Source organism: Ectothiorhodospira mobilis (assembly GCF_016584115.1).
Classification (GTDB): Bacteria; Pseudomonadota; Gammaproteobacteria; order Ectothiorhodospirales; family Ectothiorhodospiraceae; genus Ectothiorhodospira; species Ectothiorhodospira mobilis.
On sequence record NZ_NRSK01000018.1, the window covers coordinates 40797 to 59919 of the forward strand.

15 protein-coding genes and 2 tRNA genes are annotated in these 19123 nt (G+C 69.0%); 14 read left to right on the plus strand and 3 right to left on the minus strand.

The genetic code is table 11. The features are described from left to right. Positions 1–31 precede the first annotated feature (31 nt). The 3 genes from CKO33_RS08640 (at position 32) to CKO33_RS08650 (ending at position 1162) form a co-directional block, all read left to right on the plus strand. Positions 32–107 (plus strand) — tRNA-Phe (locus CKO33_RS08640). Between the two features lie 429 nt (positions 108–536). Then, complete coding sequence (locus tag CKO33_RS08645; protein WP_242472552.1) at positions 537–776, plus strand: type II toxin-antitoxin system Phd/YefM family antitoxin; 240 nt, start codon at positions 537–539, stop codon at positions 774–776. Beyond that, complete coding sequence (locus tag CKO33_RS08650) at positions 773–1162, plus strand: type II toxin-antitoxin system VapC family toxin (RefSeq protein ID WP_200181529.1); 390 nt, start codon at positions 773–775, stop codon at positions 1160–1162. The genes CKO33_RS08645 and CKO33_RS08650 overlap by 4 nt, the downstream gene beginning before the upstream one ends. Positions 1163–1261: 99 nt before the next feature. Here CKO33_RS08650 and CKO33_RS08655 read toward each other — a convergent pair whose 3' ends face one another. Then, positions 1262–2836, minus strand: coding sequence for a glutamate synthase-related protein (locus tag CKO33_RS08655; RefSeq protein ID WP_200181537.1), 1575 nt, complete (start codon positions 2834–2836; stop codon positions 1262–1264). 204 nt (positions 2837–3040) lie between these two features. Between CKO33_RS08655 and CKO33_RS08660 the strand changes: the two genes are divergently transcribed. Together CKO33_RS08660 and pgeF are read left to right on the plus strand one after the other, a co-directional pair. After that, positions 3041–4342 (plus strand): sensor domain-containing diguanylate cyclase, encoded by a 1302-nt coding sequence (locus CKO33_RS08660; protein ID WP_200181539.1) that lies wholly within the window; start codon positions 3041–3043, stop codon positions 4340–4342. Between the two features lie 23 nt (positions 4343–4365). Then, complete coding sequence (pgeF, locus tag CKO33_RS08665; protein ID WP_200181541.1) at positions 4366–5106, plus strand: peptidoglycan editing factor PgeF; 741 nt, start codon at positions 4366–4368, stop codon at positions 5104–5106. 7 nt (positions 5107–5113) lie between these two features. Here the strand turns inward: pgeF and CKO33_RS08670 are convergent, their stop codons facing one another. After that, positions 5114–5740, minus strand: a complete 627-nt coding sequence (locus CKO33_RS08670; RefSeq protein ID WP_200181542.1) for a lytic transglycosylase domain-containing protein — start codon at positions 5738–5740, stop codon at positions 5114–5116. Between the two features lie 57 nt (positions 5741–5797). Here CKO33_RS08670 and CKO33_RS08675 point away from each other — a divergent pair, with 57 nt between their 5' ends. The 9 genes from CKO33_RS08675 to prsT all read left to right on the plus strand — a co-directional run bounded on the left by CKO33_RS08675 (position 5798) and on the right by prsT (position 17643). Next, entirely contained in the window at positions 5798–6778 is a 981-nt protein-coding gene (locus tag CKO33_RS08675; RefSeq protein WP_200181544.1) for a biotin--[acetyl-CoA-carboxylase] ligase, read from the plus strand. After that, positions 6775–7527 carry a type III pantothenate kinase gene (locus tag CKO33_RS08680; protein ID WP_200181546.1) on the plus strand — a complete coding sequence of 251 codons (753 nt, stop codon included), beginning with the start codon at positions 6775–6777 and terminating at the stop codon, positions 7525–7527. Before CKO33_RS08675 ends, CKO33_RS08680 begins: the two co-directional genes overlap by 4 nt. After that, on the plus strand, positions 7527–8156 hold the full coding sequence (locus tag CKO33_RS08685; protein WP_200181548.1) for a hypothetical protein: 630 nt from the start codon (positions 7527–7529) through the stop codon (positions 8154–8156). Before CKO33_RS08680 ends, CKO33_RS08685 begins: the two co-directional genes overlap by 1 nt. 81 nt (positions 8157–8237) lie before the next feature. Continuing rightward, positions 8238–8313 (plus strand) — tRNA-Thr (locus tag CKO33_RS08690). Between the two features lie 150 nt (positions 8314–8463). Next, positions 8464–9207 carry a sulfate transporter CysZ gene (gene cysZ, locus CKO33_RS08695; RefSeq protein WP_200181550.1) on the plus strand — a complete coding sequence of 248 codons (744 nt, stop codon included), beginning with the start codon at positions 8464–8466 and terminating at the stop codon, positions 9205–9207. A 539-nt stretch (positions 9208–9746) separates the two neighbouring features. Then, a complete protein-coding gene (locus tag CKO33_RS08700) occupies positions 9747–11114 on the plus strand; it encodes a TIGR03013 family XrtA/PEP-CTERM system glycosyltransferase (RefSeq protein WP_242472553.1) in 1368 nt (455 codons plus the stop codon). Between the two features lie 12 nt (positions 11115–11126). Then, entirely contained in the window at positions 11127–13313 is a 2187-nt protein-coding gene (gene prsK / locus CKO33_RS08705) for an XrtA/PEP-CTERM system histidine kinase PrsK (protein ID WP_200181553.1), read from the plus strand. Beyond that, positions 13310–14695 carry a PEP-CTERM-box response regulator transcription factor gene (gene prsR, locus CKO33_RS08710; RefSeq protein ID WP_242472554.1) on the plus strand — a complete coding sequence of 462 codons (1386 nt, stop codon included), beginning with the start codon at positions 13310–13312 and terminating at the stop codon, positions 14693–14695. Before prsK ends, prsR begins: the two co-directional genes overlap by 4 nt. 173 nt (positions 14696–14868) lie before the next feature. Next, positions 14869–17643: an XrtA/PEP-CTERM system TPR-repeat protein PrsT gene (prsT, locus tag CKO33_RS08715; protein ID WP_200181555.1), complete on the plus strand. Its 2775-nt coding sequence runs from the start codon at positions 14869–14871 to the stop codon at positions 17641–17643. Positions 17644–17939: 296 nt separating this feature from the next. On the opposite strand, the gene CKO33_RS08720 is transcribed toward prsT, so the two are convergent. Beyond that, complete coding sequence (locus tag CKO33_RS08720; RefSeq protein ID WP_242472555.1) at positions 17940–18920, minus strand: PEP-CTERM sorting domain-containing protein; 981 nt, start codon at positions 18918–18920, stop codon at positions 17940–17942. Positions 18921–19123: the final 203 nt, after the last annotated feature.

Sequence of the window (19123 nt, forward strand, 5' to 3'; positions counted from 1 at the left end):
CGCAGGGGCCTCCCCTGCAGCAACAAGGTCAGGCCGGGTAGCTCAGTTGGTAGAGCAGGGGATTGAAAATCCCCGTGTCGGCGGTTCGATTCCGTCCCCGGCCACCATATAAGCAACGACTCAGCCCGCTATTGAGCGGGCTTTTTCGTTTCTTGGGGTACTGCCGGGACACCAGCCCGCAAAACCCTGCCGCACAGCAGGGTGTAGCTCCCGTGCTATCCCGCCTCCCGGATGCCGGACTCCCCGTCCACCTGGCTGAGGATCGAGGCCGTTCTTCCGTGCCGCCCGCTTTCTTGCCACCCTGTCTGGCGGGCAGGCCCTGCCGTTTCCAAGGGGTTTAACTCACGTGTTGAAAGTCTTCTGGAAGGACGTCCACAAGCCCGTTGTGGACGTAAACCCGGTTCAGGGGGACGCTGCTTTAGCCCGCCAGAAATCCGGCCCAACGCGCTTGCCAGGCACATGCCGAGTCGTGATTGCGAACCTTGCTCTCACGCAATAGTCTAGACCAACTAGACTATGCGGGGGTTCGGGTTGCAATGTCAGTCCAGATCAATATGTACGAGGCCAAGACGAAGCTCTCCCAGTTGGCCGAGCAAGCATGGGCGGGAGAAAGGGTCATCATTGCCAAGAACGGTAAGCCCTATCTTGAGCTTCGTCCCTACGTCGCGCCCCAGGGGCAACGAAAGCCAGGTCGTCTCGCCGGCAGGATCCACATGTCGGCGGACTTCGACGAGACCCCCACAGAGGTCATCAAGGCCTTTGAGGGGGGGGCATGAGGCGTCTGCTGCTCGACACCCATACGTTCCTCTGGTGGCTCAGCGGGGACCCGTCTCTTGGCGAGCGTGCCCGGGCGGCCATCGCCGATCCCCGCAACCAGGTCTTCGTCAGCGCGGCCACCGGCTGGGAGATCGCAATCAAACAGGCCATGGGCAAGCTACGCATCGAGGACCAGGACCTCGATAGCATCGTCGAGGAGGAGGGATTCAACCACTTGCCGATGACCTTCTTCCACGGCACGCAGGCCGGCGCATTGCCACAGCACCACAAGGACCCGTTCGACCGCATGCGCATCGCCCAGGCACAAGCCGAAGGGCTGACCATCCTTACCGCCGATGCCGAAATCTCCAAGTACGGAGTTCACCTCCAATCTGCGCGTTCCTAGCGTGGGGGGCCGCTGGGGGAACCCTCGGGGGTATCTGCAGGGACCACTCGGCTTCAGAGGGTGTCAACATATCCTCCATTGGAGTCCTCCCCGGTGCCTTCAGCCCGCCTCCAGCAGGTCCCGGGCCGCCGGGGTGAGGGGGATCAGGTCATCCCGGGACAGCGCCCCGATCCCGGCATGGCCCGTGACCCGCAGGTAGTCCTCGAGGATGGCGCGGGTGCCGTCAAGGAAACGGGCCACGCGTTCGGCGGCCACGGCCGGGTCCACCCGCGCCCGCAGGCGTGGGGTCTGGGTGGCCACGCCGGTGGGGCAGCGCCCGGTGTGGCAGGCGCGGTAGTACTCGCAGCCCAGGGCGAAGAGGGCCGCCGTGGCCAGGGCGCAGGCATCGGCCCCCAGGGCCAGGGCCTTGAGGATGTCGGCCGGTGTGCGGATGCCACCGGTGGCCACCAGGGTCACGGGCCGCTCGCTGAGCGCGTTATGGGCATCCACGCGGCGGCGGGCGAGGGGCAGGGCCATCACCAGGGGCATGCCGAAATGATCGCGGACATGCACCGGTGCGCCGCCGGTGCCGCCGCCGAAGCCGTCCACGGTGATGAAGTCCGGTTCCAGGGCCAGGGCGGCCTCCAGGTCCGCCTCCAGGCGGTTGGCGGCGATCTTCAGCCCCACGGGCTTTGTCGGGTGATCCCGGCGCAGGGCCGTGATGCGCTCCCCCAGGGCGCGGGCATCCTCCAGGTCAGGGAAACGGGCGGGGGCGCGGGCGGCCTCGCCGGCCCGGATGCCGCGCACGCGGGCGATCTCCTCTGTCACCTTGGTGGCCGGCAGTTCCCCGCCAAGACCGGGCTTGGCCGACTGGCCCAGCTTGATCTCGAAGGCATCGGCCCGGGCCATGGATTCCTCGTTCCAACCGAAGTAGCCGCTGGCCATCTCCAGGACGTAGAGCCCGGCGGCCGCCCGTTCCTCGGGCAGCATTCCCCCCTCGCCGGAACCGATCAGGGTGCCCGCCCGGGCGGCCCCCTCCGCCAGGGCGATCTTCGCCTCCCGGGAGAGGGCGCCGAAGGACATGTGGGAGATGGTTACGGGCAGGGCCAGGTGCAGCGGCGCCCCGGCCCCCGACCCCAGGATCACCCGGGTGTCGGCGGGCTCCCCGTCGAGGCGGGGCATGGGCTCCAGTTGCGCCGCCGCCAGGTGGAAGTGGTCGAATCCGGGCACCGGACCGGGGGACTCGGCCGGCGCCCCCATGGGGGCCAAGGCGGGACCCTTGCCCATGGCCAGGCGGCGGATCTCGGCCTTACCCCGGGTATCCCCGGACCAGCGCCGCCAGCGCCCCTGGTAGCCCTCGAAGGTGGCGGCGGGCAGGGGCGGGACGGCGGCGGCGTCCACCTCCACCCGGCCATCCTTGAGCCGGGCCGGATAGGTGTCGATGCGGTCGCCGGGATGGTAGGGGGAGATCCCCGTCTCCAGGTCGAAGTTCCAGCCATGCAGGGGGCAGACCGCGTCCCCACCCACCACCCGACCTTCCGACAGCTGGCCCTCCAGATGGGGACAGCGATCGTCCAGGGCGTGGACCCGGCCCTGGTGCAGGAACAGGGCCAGGGGGCGGCCGTTGACCCACACCTCGTGGCCCCGGTCCTCCTTCAGTTCGGTGGCTTCGCATACGGTTTGCCAGTCACTCATGGCGTCCTCCCGCAGTGGAATGGAGGGGGGATTCAACCCCGGTGGCCGGACTGTGGCCGCTACATCGAGTCTAGAAGATCCGCCCCGGGGCGGGTCAGGGGAGGAAGGGGTTGTCTGGCATCGTCCCCGGCCCCGGATTATGATGATCGGCTTGCGATAGAGGCGTGCCCGTACCCTGCAGGATGGGCACAAGGAGAAGGAGGTTTGTCGCGATACACGGACCCGGCCACGGATCCCCTGGAGGGGGTGATCCGGGCCCTGCCGGTGCCGGCCCTGGTGCTGGCGCCCGATGGTGCGATCCGGGCGGCCAATCCCCCGGCCCGCTCCCGGTTGGGCCTGGGCGGTGTGCCGGGGGCATGGCCGAACTTCGCCGGGCTTGTGCCCGGCGCCGGAGGGGAGGCCCTGGAACGCTGGCTGGCCGATTGCCCTGCCGATGGTCGCCCCGTGTACCGGGAGGTGCTGTTCTCCCCCGACGGGGAGACGTCGTTCCCGGAGGTGATCCATCTGGCCCGGTTGGGCGAGGTAAGGCACTTTCTGTGCACCCTGGACGTCCCTTCCGGGGATGGCCGGTGGGACACGGTCGCACAGCCCTGGCGCCTCGCCCTGCAGGGTGCCGGGGACGGGGTCTGGGACTGGGACCTGGGCACCGGGCGTATCCGGTACTGCCCCCGCCTGCGCGGGATCCTGGGCTATGCCGAGGGGGATCCTTTCGAGGAAAGCCTGGATCAGTGGCTGCACCTGCTGCATCCGGAGGACCTGACCCGGGTCTCCTCCGCCCTGCAGCGGCATGTGCAGGGTCAGAGCGAGCACTATGCCTGCGAGTACCGCGTGCGTCACCGCTCCGGGGGCTGGATCTGGGTCCTGGGACGGGGGCGGGTGATCTGTCGCGATGGCGATGACCGTCCGCTGCGGATGGCCGGCACCCTCGCGGACATCAGCGAACGCAAACACCGCGAGGAGGAACTGCGCCGTCTGGCCAGCACGGATTTCCTCACCGGCCTGGCCAACCGCCGCCAGTTCCTGGGGCGCATGGTCGATGAGCTGGCCCGGGTCAAGCGCCGTCCGGATCAACCGGCGGTGGTCCTGATGATGGATCTGGATCATTTCAAGAGCATCAACGATACCTACGGCCATTCCACCGGGGATGCCGTGATCCGGCACGTGGCCGAACTCCTGCGCACCATCCTGCGGCGCATGGACCTGGGGGCGCGCATGGGCGGGGAGGAGTTCGCCGCCCTGCTCCCGGCCACCGCCATGGAGGATGCGCGGGGGGTGGCGGAGCGGCTGCGGCGCACCGTCAAATCCACCCCCGTGGTCTACCGCGGCGGGATCGTGGGGGTCACGGTGAGCGTCGGCCTGGCGGCCCTGGATCCCCGGGACGAGGACTCCGACGCCACCCGGCGCCGGGCCGATCTGGCCCTCTACCGGGCCAAGGGCGAGGGGCGCAACCGGGTGGCCGTGGCCGGGCCGCCGGGAACGGAGGATCTGGAGGAATCCCCCTGCTGAATCATTGCGACGAGGAGCACGTCTTGCCCGAACCTTTGTGCATCGAACCCCGCTGGCCCGCCCCCGCCGGGGTCCGCGCCGTGGTCACCACCCGCAGCGGCGGGGTGAGCCGTCCCCCCTTCCAGGAGCTGAACCTGGCCCTGCATACCGGGGATGACCCGCAGGCAGTGAGGGAGAACCGGCGGCACCTGGTGCGGGCCCTGGGCCTGCCCGGGGAGCCGGTCTGGCTGGAACAGGTGCACGGCACCACCGTGGCGGAGGCGGCGGAGGTGACGCCGGATGCCATCCGGGCGGATGCCGCCATCGCCCGGCGGCCGGGCGTCGTCTGCGCCGTGCTCACGGCGGACTGTCTGCCGGTGTGCCTCTGTGACCGGGCGGGGGAGGAGGTGGCCGTGGCCCATGCCGGCTGGCGCGGCCTGGCGGCCGGGGTTTTGGAGGCCACCGTGGCGGCCTTCACCCGTCCCCCGGAGGCCTTGCTGGCCTGGCTCGGACCCGCCATCGGCCCGGCGGCCTTCGAGGTGGGGCCGGAGGTGCGCCGGGCCTTTGTGCAACAGGATCCCGGCATGGCCTGCGCCTTCACACCGGCGCGGGGGGACCGCTGGCTCGCCGACCTGCAGGCCCTGGCCCGGGCGCGGCTCATCGCCTGCGGGGTGGGGGAGGTGCACGGCATGACGGCCTGCACCCACGGGGAAGCGGGGCGTTTCTTCTCCTATCGCCGGGACGGGCGCACCGGACGCATGGCCACCCTCATCTGGCGTGAATGATCCGCCTTCAGCCGCCCCCCAGGCCCTGGTAGAGGGACATCACCCGCGTCACGTAGTCCCGCGTCTCGGGATAGGGGGGGATGCCGTCGTGGCGCTCCACGGCCCCCGGTCCGGCGTTGTAGGCCGCCAGGGCCAGGCGCGTGTCCTCATGAAAGCGCTGCAGCATACGGGCGAAATAGGTGGTGCCGCCGCGGATGTTCTGGCGCGGGTCGAAGGCATCCTCCACCCCCAGTTCCCGGGCGGTGGCCGGCATCAGCTGCATCAGCCCCCGGGCCCCCACCCGCGACACGGCATGGCGGTCGAAGCAGGATTCCACCGTGATCATGGCCCGGATCAGCCGGTGGTCCAGCCCGTTGAGCCGGGCGTAGTGCCGCACCCATCCCATCTCTCGTTGCGCCCGGCGCTCCAGCGCGTCCGGGGTCAGTCCGCGGCAGGCGCTGCGGGCCGGAGGACGACCGTAGTATCGGCGTTCGATGAAGGTGAATCCCTCCCCCATCTCCCGCTGATCGGTGAACCAGGTACCGCCGTGCTCGTCGCGGTGCACATAGACCTCGTCCGCAGCGGCCGTCCCCTGGGCCAGGGCCAGGGCCAGCAGCCACGGGGCGGCGCGGCGGATGGGTGGTGCGGTGTGCATTGAGTTTCGGTCCCCCTTGGGCGGATCATAGGGATACCGCGAACGAGCCTGCAACGCATGTCCACCTCCGATCCCCTGCCCCGATTCCCCGATGGCCTGCTGCGGCTGCTGGCCGTGCCCCGTACGCTGCAGGAACTGGCGGCGCGGCTGGACCTGCCGGTGCCGGAGGTGGAGGCCGGTCTGCAGTGCCTGCGGGAGGTGGGGCTGGCCTGGCGGCGGCAGGGGGAGACCATCCTGCCCCCGGAGCCGCCCCCGGATCCGGTGGATGCCGGGAGGGTGCGCTCCGCCCTGGAGGACCTGCCGCAGGTGCCACAGGTGCACGCCCTGGAGCAGGTGGATTCCACCAGCGCCTGGTTGGACCGGGCCCGGCGCCAGGGGGTGCAGGGGCCTGTGGCCTGCTGCGCCGATTTCCAGAGCGCCGGGCGCGGCCGTCGGGGACGGCAATGGCGCATGCCCCCCTGTGCCGGGATGGCCCTGTCGCTGCTCTGGGACATCCGCCCTTGGCCCCGGCCCGATGCCACCGTACCCCTGGCCACCGGGGTTGTCCTGGCGCAGGCCCTGGAGGATCTGGGGGTGCGGGGCCTGCAGTTGAAGTGGCCCAACGATCTGTATCTGCACGGGCGCAAGCTGGGGGGCATCCTGGTGGAGGCCCGGGCCGGCCGGGGCGGGCCCGATGCCCTCATCCTCGGTGTGGGGATCAACCTGCGCCTGCCCCCCCACCTGGAGGTGGGCCAGCCCCATGCCGATCTGGCCGGGGCCGGTCTGCAACCACTGCCCTCCCGCAGCCGTCTGGCCGCCGCCCTGATCCGTGCCCTGGTGGGGATGCTGCAGGCCTATCCGGAGCCGGGATTCGCGGCCTTCCATGGGGACTGGAACCGGCGCGATGCCACCCGGAATCGCCCCGTGACCCTCACCGGGGGGGGGGAGCGCAGGGGGATCGCCCGTGGCGTGGATGCCCGGGGGCGGCTCTGCCTGGAGACGGCCCGGGGCAGGGAATGGATCGAGACCGGGGAGATCAGCCTGCGGAGGACGCCATGAGGCTGCTGCTGGACGTGGGCAACAGCCGCCTGAAATGGGCCTTCTGGGATGGGCGGACACTGCAGGATCGGGGGGCGCTGGAACATCCCGGGGCCGCCGATGCCCCCTGGGAGGCACTGCTGGAAGCGTTGGGGGAGCGTCTGCCGGCGCGGCCTGTGGAAGGGGTCTGGGCCGTGGAGGTGGTGGGCCCCGACTTTCGCGCGGCCTGCGCCGCCTGGGCACGGCGCCGGGGCTGGCCCGATCCCCGTTTCCTGGAGGTGGATGCGGCGCAGCATGGCATCGTCTCCGCCTACCACGACCCCGATCGTCTGGGCCGGGACCGCTACGCCGCCCTGGCCGGGGCCCGGGCCCTGGGGGAGGAGTCGGCCGTGGTGGTGGATTGCGGTACGGCCGTGACCCTGGACCGGCTGCTGCCGGGTGGGCACCACAGCGGCGGTCTGATCCTGCCGGGGCTGGGCCTGATGCGCCGTAGCCTCGGCCTGGCCCCCGGCGTGGGCGGGGCCGTGGAGGGGGGGGAATCCTGCGTGCCCGCGGTGTGCACCGGCGATGCCGTGGCCTCGGGGACGCTGCTGGGGCTGGCCGCCGCCATCGATGCCCTGACCGCCCGCCTGGGGGAAACGCCGCCCCAGGCGGCGGTCCTCCTCACCGGCGGGGACGCCCCGCGCCTTGTCCCCCATCTGGCCTGCGGCGCCGTGCATATGCCGGACCTGGTGCTGCAGGGACTGGCCTGGGCCCTGGAGCGGGGCTGATGCGGGTCCTGTTCGCCCTGCTGGTGGTGTTGAACCTGGCCTGGCTGGCCTGGGCCCTGTTGTCACCGCCACTGCCGGACCCGGCGGGAGGCGCCCTGTCCGCGGCCCGTCCCGGCGTGCCCCTGCTGCGCCTGGCGGAGAAGGCGGACCCGCCGCCGGCCGCCACAGCCACGGCCGGGCCCGCCTGCCATCGCCTGGGGCCCTTTCAGGGGGAGGCGGAGGCGGCTCGCCGTCTGGAGGCCTTCCGAGCCGCCGGCATGACCGGGGCCTTGCGGCGCATGAGCGTACAGGTGCCGGCCTCCTACTGGGTGGTCCTGCCCACGGGGGAGGCGGGGCCCGCGCCCCTGATCCGGCGGCTGCGGGCGGCCGGGCTTACGGATTACTTTGTCATCCTGGACGGAGCCCGGAAGGGGGATCTGTCCCTGGGGCTGTTCTCCGACAAGGTGCGGGCCGCCCGGCACCTGCACCGGATCCGCTCCCTGGGGCTGCACCCGGTCCTGGTGGTACGCTTTCAGGAGCGGCCGCAATACTGGCTGGATCTGGCCGCCCCCGCCGCTGCCGACCTCGGTGTCCTGCCGCTGCCGGTGGAGGGGATGCGTCTGCAACGCCAGCCCTGCCCGGGGTCATGAACCTCCGTGCCGGATTCGGGCTTTTGGGCTGATCCGATTGCGGCGGTGCGGGGGGTCGTCTACCATAATGCCAGCCACAATGCCGGAGTAGCTCAGCTGGTAGAGCAGGGCACTTGTAATGCCAAGGTCGTAGGTTCGATCCCTATCTCCGGCACCACTTCTTCATCGCCAGGGATGCGTTCGGGCGCGGGGTCGTTGCGGCATGCCGGGCGGGCCTGAAGCCCCCGCTGGTGATCCCGACCGTAGCCTGCCCCATCCTCCCGCCCCGGCGGCCTGAGGCCGCTGCAACGCATCGGGGGCCGCGACCATGCTCAAGCCATTTTTCGCCGGTACCGGCTATCTCCTGCGCGGCCTGCGCCTCATCGCCGAGCCCGGGCTGCGTCGCTACGTGGCCCTGCCCCTGTTGATCAATGCCCTGGTGTTCGCCGTGCTGCTCTGGCTGGCCGCCGATCAGTTCGGCCTGCTGGTGGATGCCGTCCTCCCGGCCCTGCCGCAGTGGTTGGCCTGGCTCGCCGGGGTGCTGTGGCTGGTGTTCTTCGTGGCGGCGGCGGTGCTGTTGTTTTTCACCTTCTCCGTGGTCGCCAACCTGATCGCCGCGCCGTTCAATGACCTGCTGGCGGAGGCGGTGGAGCGACGCCTGAGCGGCCGCGCCCCGCCGGGGGGCGGAGGGCTCTGGCAGGCGGTGAAGGGGGCCCCGGGGGCGATGCTGGACGAACTGCGCAAGCTCGGCTATTTCATCCGCTGGGCGCTGCCCCTCCTGGTCCTATTCCTCATCCCGGGGGTGAACCTGCTCGCCCCCCTGGTCTGGGCGGTGTTCACCGCCTGGATGCTGGCCCTGGAGTATGCCGATTACCCCATGGGCCATCACGACCTGCGGCCCGACCGGCAGCGCCGTATCCTGGGGCGGCAGCGATGGTTGTCCCTGGGGTTTGGCACCGGGGTGATGCTGGCCACCCTGATCCCCCTGGCGAATTTTCTGGTGATGCCGGCGGCGGTGGCCGGGGCCAGCGCCCTCTGGGTGGATCGGCTGCGGCCGGAGGTGCCTTCGTAACCCCATGGGGGCCATGCCCGGCCTCCGGATTCCGCGGCTGAGGGATGCGGTCTCCCGCCGGTGAGAGACCGTGGATCGGGCGTTGTGCTGGCGCGATTGCACTTGCAGTGTCGGGGGTGGAGGTCCATCCTTACTTCCGGTACCTGCCGAGGGGGTGGATCCCCGCACAAGGGATTGGTCTTTTCCTGCCGTGGCACGACGCCTGTCCGGAAGGACTGGACTCGTTCAAAAGGACTGCTAGACTGTGAATTGAGTCACAGTTGAGCCGTGACCGAGGCCCGATCCTGCCGGATGTCCGGTGGCTCGGAAGGGCTTGAAGGAACCGGCATAAGGGTCATGAGCCGGGTCAATGGGGGTATGGAATGGGCGATCCAGCGGAAGACCGTGTGGTGACCATGGCGGGTGCACCCGGGGTGGCCGGAGGGCCGGGACTGAGATCCATCGATGGAGGCCCGCCTGCACCAGGGCCCCGGGAGCCCTCCGGCGGGCGAAGGCCCCTTCGCATCCGGCATTTCCACCTGCGCATCCTCGGCCGGGAGTTGTCCTCCCCCTTCCTGCTGCTGTTCTGCACCGAGGCCCTGGTCCTCGCCCTCGCCATCCTGCTGACCGGTCATGGATTGTCCCGGACCTCCATTCCTCCGGCGGATGCCACGGTCGGTTCCACGCAGATCGTCCTGTTCATGGCGTTGAACATGGTGGGCATGCTCTGCATGGGGCTCTACCGGCGGGGATTCCGGGGGGGCGTGGCCGCGGTGGCCTCCCGGATCATCGGGGCCCTTTCCCTGGGAACGGTCCTGCTGACGGGCCTGGTCCTGTTCTTCCCGGGGGTGTCGATACCCTGGCAGGTCCTGCTGACGGCCACGGGGCTGGCCCTGCCCGGCCTCCTCGCCGTGCGCCTGGGGATCTATCACCTGGTGGCCCATGATGCCTTCAAGCGCCGCGTCCTGGTGCTGGGCGCGGGGGAGGGCGCCAGCATGTTCCAGCGCCTGCGCCGCAGGTCGGACCGGGTGGCCTTCACCGTGGTGGGTTTCGTCCCGGGTGGGGAGGAGCATATCCGGGTGGCGGACGAACCCGTCGTGCGCCTGGATGAGCCGCTGCCCGAGTTCGTGCGCCGGCACCACATCGACGATGTGGTGGTGGCCTACGACGACCCCCGGCGCGGTTTCCCCGCGGACGAGCTCATGCACTGCAAGATGCATGGTCTCAATGTCCTGGATGTGGCCGATTTCTTCGAACGCGAGGCGGGGCTGCTGCGGCTGGACATCCTGCGGCCCTCCAGCTTCGTCTTCGGCCGGGGATTCCGCCACAGCGTCTACCGGGATCACGCCAAGCGGGTCCTGGATGTGGTCACCTCCCTGGCCCTGCTGGGCCTGACCTGGCCGCTGATGCTGATCTGTGCCCTGGGGATCGCCCTGGAGAGCCGGGGGCGCGGGTCGGTGATCTTCCGTCAGGTGCGCACGGGGCAGAAGGGCCAGCCCTTCACCCTGTTCAAGTTCCGCAGCATGGTCATGGATGCGGAGAAGGACGGCAAGGCCGTGTGGGCCCAGAAGCAAGACCCCCGCGTGACCCGTTTCGGGGCCTTCATGCGCAAGACCCGCCTGGACGAACTGCCGCAGTTGTTCAACGTCCTGCGCGGGGATATGAGCTTTGTCGGTCCGCGGCCGGAGCGTCCGGAATTCGTGGAATCCCTGGCCGTGAAGCTGCCCTACTACCGGCACCGCCATTGGGTGAAGCCGGGCCTGACGGGATGGGCGCAGATCCATTACCCCTACGGCGCCTCCGAAGAGGACGCCTTCGAGAAGCTCAAGTACGACCTCTACTACGTCAAGAACCAGAGCATGGCCCTGGATCTGCTCACCATCCTGCAGACGGTGGAAGTGGTGCTCTGGGGCCGCGGCTCCCGCTAAGGCCCGCCCAGCATGGACGTGGGGGTCACGGGCTATGGTGTCGCGGCGGTCGCGAACCTGCTTCTGGTGGCCGTCCTTGCCATCGGCTGGAAGCGCCGGGTGCAGGGGGCCCTGCTCATCCTGGCCGCCCTGGCCGGACTGATCTGGTCGGTGGTGCTGGGTCTGCGGGCGGCCTATCCGGAGGTCGTGGGCATCCCGGTGGTCTTTTTGGCCGAACTGCTGCGGGACGCGGCCTGGATCGCCTTCCTGTGGGGCCTGATCCGCCAGGCCCGCAGTCCGGACGGCGCCGAGGTGCCATCCCGGCCGGGGCCGCCCCGTGGCGACAGGCATGCAACCGGCGCCGTCTCCGCCCTGCCGGGGGGTGCGGCGGGCCTGAGCCCCCCGCTGCGGGCCCTGGGCCTTGGCGCCCTGCTCCTGGTGGCCCTGCTGGCCTGTTACGCCGCCCTGTTGCCCTGGCTGCCTCCGGGGGGATCCCGCGGCGATGTCCTGCTGGCGGGCAAGCTCCTGGTGGCCCTGGCGGTCCTGCTGCTGGTGGAGCAGATCTTCCGCAACAGCACCACCGAGGCCCGATGGGCCGTCAAGTATCTCTGTCTCGCCCTGCTGGGGATCTACGGCTTCGATTTCTACCTCTATGCCGAGGGCCTGCTGTTCCGCCAGATCTCCGGGGGGCTGTGGGCGTCCCGGGGCTTTGTCAGTGCCCTGGTGGTGCCCCTGATTGCCGTTTCCGCGGCCCGCAACCCCCAGTGGTCCCTGGATGTCTATGTCTCCCGGGGCATGGTCTTCCATACCGCCACCCTGCTGGGGGCGGGGGGCTACCTGCTGCTCATGGCCGCCGCCGGATACTATCTGCGGACCTTCGGCGGTGAATGGGGCACCGTTTTGCAGGCGGTCTTCCTCTTCGCCGCCCTCCTCGGGGTGCTGGTCTTCTGGGCCTCCGGCCACCTGCGTTCCCGCTTCCGGGTGTTCGTCAGCAAGCATTTCTTCAACTACAAATATGATTATCGGGAGGAATGGCTGCGGTTCATCCACACCCTGTCGGACAGCCGCTCCCGCGAGGGGCTGCCCGACCGGGTGGTGCGGGCCCTGGCCGATATCGTGGAGAGCCCGGGGGGGCAGTTGTGGATGCGCGATGGTGGAAGGGATTTCCGGCCGGTGGCGCAGTGGAACATGGCCCCACCCACGGCGGCGGGGGAACCCCGGGATGGCGCCCTCGGGGGCTATCTGGCCCAGACCGGCTGGGTGCTGGATCTGCCCGAGGTGCGCGCCCACCCGGAGGACTATCCCGGCCTGGAGCTGCCCGGGTGGCTGGCGGCGGACGCCCGCGTCTGGCTGCTGGTGCCCCTGAGGCAGGAGGACGATCTGCTGGGATTCGTGCTCCTGGCCCCCTCGAGGGCCCTGAAGGCGATCAACTGGGAGGACCGGGATCTGCTCAAGACCGCCGGCATGCAGGCGGCCAGCCACCTGGCCCAGATGGAAGCCCTGCAGGCGCTCTCCGAGGCCCGTCAGTTCGAGGCCTTCAACCGCCTCTCGGCCTATGTGGTGCACGATCTGAAAAACATCATCGCCCAGCTCTCCCTGGTGGCGAGCAATGCGCGCAAACATGGCGACAACCCGGCCTTCCTCAAGGATGCCATCGGCACCGTGGAGAACGCCGTGGAGCGCATGAACCGGCTCATGCTGCAGCTGCGCAGCGGGGATCCCGGTCACGAAGCCACAGCCGTGGATCTGACGGGACTGGCGGAGCAGGCCGTGGCGGATGCCCAGGGTCGTGCACCCCGTCCGCAACTGGCGCACAATGGAGAGGAATGCCCCGTGCTGGCCGACCGCGAGAGGTTGCGCTCCGTGCTCAACCACCTCATCCAGAACGCCCAGGAGGCCACCGCCGGCGATGGGCAGGTGGATCTTTCCCTGTGGCGGGACAGCCGCAACGCCCATGTCGAGATCACGGACACCGGCACCGGCATGACCCCGGAATTCATCCGTGACCGCCTGTTCCGTCCCTTCGACACCACCAAGGGACTCACCGGCATGGGCATCGGCGCCTTTGAGAGCCGGGAGTTCATCCGCGCCCTGGGGGGGGATCTGGAGGTCTGGAGCGAACCCGGCCAGGGCTCCCGGTTCCGGATCAGCATACCGTTGGCCGTGGGGCTTGAGCGGCAACAGCATTTCACATCAGCCAGTGAGGCACCCAGACCTTGACCGGAGGCACACAGCAAAAACCCGCCCTATTGATCGTGGAGGACGACCCCGGCCTGCTCAGCCAGCTGCGGTGGTGCTTCGAGGACTTCGAGGTGCTCACCGCGAAGGACCGTGAGGAGGCCATCGCCCAGTTGCGCCGCGGCGAGCCCCGGGTGGTCACCCTGGACCTGGGCCTGCCGCCGGATCCGGGCGGGGCCAGCGAGGGCCTGGCGGCCCTGAAGGAGATGCTGGCCCTGGCCCCCGAGACCAAGGTCATCGTCGTCACCGGCAACAATGACCGGGACAACGCCGTACAGGCCGTGGCCATGGGGGCCTATGATTTCTACCAGAAGCCCGTGGATGCCGATCTCCTCAACCTCATCGTGCAGCGGGCCCACCGGCTCTTCGAACTGGAGGCGGAGAACCGTCGCCTCGCCCGCCGGGATACCCCGGAGCCGCTCCCCGGGCTGGTGGCCGGCAGCCCCGAGATGCTCAAGGTCTGCCGCACCGTGGAGAAGGTGGCCCCCACCGATGCCACCACCCTGCTGCTGGGGGACAGCGGCACCGGCAAGGAGGTGATCGCCCGGGCCCTGCATGGCCTGAGCCCGCGCGCCAAGGGGCCCTTCATCGCCATCAACTGCGCCGCCATCCCGGAGAACCTGCTGGAGAGCGAACTCTTCGGCTACGAGAAGGGGGCCTTCACCGGCGCCAACCGGCAGACCAAAGGCAAGATCGAGTACGCCGACGGCGGCACCCTGTTCCTGGACGAGGTGGGCGACCTGCCCCAGGCCCTGCAGGCCAAGCTGCTGCGCTTTCTGCAGGAGCGGGTGATCGAGCGCGTGGGGGGGCGCGAGGGCATCCCCGTGGACGTGCGCGTGGTCTGCGCCACCCACCAGGACCTCTCCGCCCTGATCAGCGAGGGCCGCTTCCGCGAGGACCTGTATTACCGCATCAGCGAGATCACCATCCATATCCCGCCCCTGAAGGACCGCACCGGCGACGCCCATCTCCTGGCCCGGGCCCTGCTGCAGCGCTATGCCCGGGACCAGGGCCGTTCGGTGCGGGGCTTCTCCCAGGACGCGATCCAGGCCATCGAACGCCATGACTGGCCCGGCAACGTCCGCGAGCTGGAAAACCGCGTCAAGCGGGCTGTCATCATGGCCGACGCCAGCCAGGTCACCGCCGAGGACCTGGAACTGTCCCCGGACGCCGACCAGCCCCTGATGCTCAACCTGCGCCGCGTGCGGGACGAGGCCGAGGGCCGCGCCGTGGGTCACGCCCTGCAGATGGTGGACGGCAACATCTCCCGCGCGGCGGAACTGCTGGGGGTGAGCCGCCCGACGCTGTACGACCTGATGAAGAAGCATGATCTGGACAGGAGCCGTGGTGCATCCCCTGCGTAAGCCCGGCTTCAACGGCCCGTGATCCGTCACCCTGGGCGGAACGGAGATTGACCCTGAGGAACCTGGAGAGAGGTGAAATGGACACGAACAGACACACACCGGGTGCGTTCCCGGGCTTTGGGTACCGGGAAGGCGGGACGGCTGGCAAAAGGTCGGGGCGTGCCGCGCGGGGTTTGGCCCTTTCCTGCTCGGTGGCGCTGCTTCTTGGGGTCACAGCCTGCGGGGATACGTCCCCGAAGAGCGAGGCGGAGCATCTGGCCAGGGCCGAGGTCTTCCTGGAAAAAGAACGGTTCAATGCGGCCCGCATCGAGTTGCTCAACGCACTGCAGGCGAATCCAGAATCCCCTCAAGGGCGCAGCCTGCTGGCCCGGACCTATCTGGAACTGGGGAATCCGGATGCGGCCTATGACGAATGGGTCCGGGCCATCGAACTGGGGGCGGAACCGGCACGTCAGGCCTGGCCCATGGGGCAGGCCCTGTTGGAGGCGGGGCGCTGGGAGGATATCCGTGAATGGCCGCTGCCCGATGGCCTCTCTCCCGGGGATGCCTCCCGCCTGCACGCGCTCAAGGCCTATGCCCATGCCGCGGCAGGGAACCGGGACCTGGCCCGGCAATCCCTCACAGAGAGTGGGGATGCAGAGGCGGGTCGCGCCCTGCGGGCCCTGACCCAGGCTCGCCTTGCCCTGGCCCGGGGGGAGGGGGACACCTCTTTACATTGGCTGGAGACTGCCGTGGAGGCCGATCCGGAACTGGGACCCGCCTGGAGTGCCCTGGGCAATCATCGCCGCCTGCGGGGGGATCGGGAGGGGGCCGAACAGGCCTACACCCGGGCCATCGCCACCCGGGCACTGCCGGGGCCGGATCATCTGTATCGCGCTATGGTGCGTCTGGAGATGGGGGATCTCGAGGGGGTCCGGGAGGATCTGGATACCCTGGAACAAGGGGAATCCCGGCATCCGGGGATCGATTACCTGGAGGGGATGCTGCATCTGCAGGCGGGCCGTCTGGCGCAGGCCCGCCGCAGCCTGGAGGAGTCCCTGGGTCGACAGAACGACTATGCCCCCGCCCTGCTTGCCCTGGGGCAGGTGCATCGCCGGTTGGGTAATGCCGAACAGTCCGAGTATTACCTCAAACGTCACCTTGGGGAGGTGCCGTATTCCCTGGCGGGGGTGCAGACCCTCGTCCTGCTGTACGCGGAGCAGGGCCGGATGCAGCCAGCCCTGGCCCTGTTGGAGGAAAAGACCCGTAACTATCCCGGCAATCCAGCAGACCTGTACGAACTCAAGGGCCGTCTGCTGTTGGGGAGTGGGGATGCGTCGGGTGGGGCCCAGGCCTTTGGCGAGGCCCTGGCCGGGGATCCCGGCAGTGCCGAGTTGCGGCAGCTGCTGGCGGCGGCCCTGCTGAGGGATGGCCAAATCGATGAGGGTATGAATACCCTTCGGGTGGCCAGTGGGGAGAACAACGATCCCCAAAACCAGGCCCGTACCGAGGCCTCTGCGGCCCTGATGCTGTTGCAGGGGGGGCAGTACGAACAGGCCCTGGAGGCCGCCCGGCGTCTGGAGGAGGTCCTGCCCGGGGCCGCACTTCCCGGCAATATCGCGGGAGCTGCCTTGATGGGCCTGGGGCGTGAGGACGAGGCCCGCCGGGCCTTTCAGCAAGCCATGGAACTGGACCCCGACAACCTCTCGGTACGCATGAACCTGGCGGGTCTTGAACTGCGCAGCGGCCATGAAGAGCGCGCGCGCGAGTTGTTGGCTACGGTCCATGACCGGAATCCGGCACATGCACGCACGGCACAGCGTCTGGCGCTGTTGGATCTCCGCGCCGGCGAACCCGAACTGGCGCAGCAGCGCCTGGCACGATCCATTAAGGCCAACCCCGAGGCGGTGGAACTGCCGCTCATGCTGGCGCGACTGCAGATGGAATCCGGTGCGGGGGAAAAGGCCCTGGAGACCCTGGGTTCGGCGCAGGAGCGGTTTCCAGAAGATGCGCAGGTCCTGTATGCCCTGGCCGACCTGAATCTGGGACTCAAGAGGCGTGAACCGGCGCGGCGACTGCTCCGGGAGGCCGTGGCTGCGGCGCAGGGGGATGCCGGGCTGAAGATCCGCCTTGCCGAGGCCCAGGCCCGGGCAGGGGATGAACGCGGCGCCAGGGATACCCTGGAGGGGATTCTGGACCAGGATCCGGAACACCTTACGGCGCGCATGGGGCTGGTACGGCTGCTGCTGGAACAGGGGGCGGTGGATCGGGCGTTGCCCCATGTAGACCGCCTGCTGGCCTCCCGGCCAGAAGATCCGGAAGTGTTGGCTCTGATCGGCCGTGCGGCCCTCCAACAGGGCGATTCCGGAAAGGCGGTGGAGTATCTTCGGCGCGCTCTGAGCGGGGAACGTCAGGAGCGTAGCTGGGTGGTGGCGCTGGCCGAGGCCCATGAAGGGGCCGGTGATGTGGGTGCTGCACAACAGGCCCGCCGTCAGTGGTTGCAGGGGCATCCGGGGGATCTGGCCATGTGGCATACCATGGCCTCCACCGCGATGGCCCGGGAGGGGGAGCAGGCCGGAGCCGAGGCCTATCGCCAGCTCCTGGAACACCATCCGGAAGATCCCGTGGCGTTGAACAACGCCGCCTGGCTGCTGCGCGCCAGCGATACCGATCAGGCCCTGGAATACGCCCGCCGCGGGGCCCGGCTGCAACCGGAGGCCGCTCCCATCCTGGATACCCTGGGGGTGGTCCTGCTGCATGCCGGTAAGCCCGGGGAGGCCCGGGAGACCCTGAATCGGGCCCGGGATCTGGCACCGGAGGTCCGTCCCGGTCTGGAATACCATCTCGCCTGGGCCGAGGCGGAGTCGGGGGATCAGGACATGGCCCGGGGGCGGCTCACACGCCTGCTGGAGCGTTTTGAGGACTTCGAAGAGCGGGACGAGGCCGAACATCTGCTCCGTAGGCTCTGACCCCGTCATTTCCCGTTCAGAAAGGGAAGGGAAGGCGGCCCCGGGTGCTTACGCGGGGCCTCCGGCTCCGGACAGGTGGGTTCTTGGGGGGATGCCGCGGCAGGATGCGTATGCCCGAGTCACCGGTCCGGCTTGAGGGGCCGCCGTGATACTGAGGTGACCCTGGAACGCTGGTAAAGGTGTAAAAAGCTGGCGTAAAGAAGGCTGGTGTAAAGGTGTAAAGAAGAAGGCCCCGGAAAACCGGGGCCTTCGTGTTGCTGGGCGGGGGTAACCCCCGCCCAAGGGGCACGGATGGATCAGGCGGCGGCCAGGTCCATGCCGGCACTGCCCTGGTTGCGGCGGCGCAGGTTGCCTGCCCCCACGAAGCCGGCCAGGAGCAGCAGGGCCGTCCCCATCAGGGCCAGGGAGCCCGGTTCCGGCACGGCGAACCGCAGGCTGCCGTCATGGGTGGACTGGGTCTCGCTGAACAGGGTCTGTTCGTTGCGGGTTTCGCCGAAGACGTCGCTGTTGATGTCCTCCCCGAAAAAGGTTTCGGGAGCGGGTTCCTGGATGGTGCCCGCGCTGGCGAAGGCCGAGACCATAAAGGTGGGGTTGCCTTCCCCGTCCTCGATCAGGTCGGCGAAGTCATCCCCCTCCTGGGTGAGGAAGAGTCCTTCCAGGGCATAGTCCACCTGGAATTCAAAGGTGAAGGTCCCCTCCACGAAGGCCCCGCCCTGCTCCTCGAACTCCAGGACGCTGTTACCGGAGTTGAGGGAGAGCTCCATCACCAACTGGCCGCCTTCATAGTGGGCCTTGGCACCGTCGTAGTCCTGTCCGAACCCAGGGCTCAGATCGGACATATAGAGCTTGAAATTGCCGCCATTGGTGCCGGTATAGCGGGCGTTGACCACCCAGTTGCCGCCCACGTCATTGGCTCCGGTGATGACCCCGTTGAGTTCCTCCCAGATCAGGCCCATGGAGTAGTTCCCTCCCAGGAAGCTCGGTCCCGATTGGGGTGCCGCCCCGCCGGCGGCCGTGCGGTAGGAGGTGGCATCCCCGTAGCCGCGGTCCACGAAGGTGTCCCCTGCCTGCACCGGGTTGGCGGGATCCGCCACGTACTGGAAGGTCTGGGTATTGAGGTCGAACTGGATGCGGCGCACGTTATCCACGGTGCCGCTGTAGTCGTCGGTGGCGCCCAGGTTCATATCGAAGTCGATGACGGCGGCGCTGGCGCTGCTGGCACCCAGGGTGAGTCCCCCGGTGCAGAGCATCGCGAGCAACAGTCGATGCGTTTTCATGATCGGTCTCCTTCGTGCTGGTTCAGTGAGAGCGGGGTGGGGTCCGCTGGTCCTTCGTCTGTGGGGTGTTCTCCCATCCGGTTTGAAGCAGGCTGCGTGCCAGAATGAGGGGGGGCATGAGGTTTTTTTGTGTAACTATATGTTTTGTAAATAATTTATTTGATCTTTTGGGTAATGGGTTTGTGCGGCGAAGGGGGGGTGGG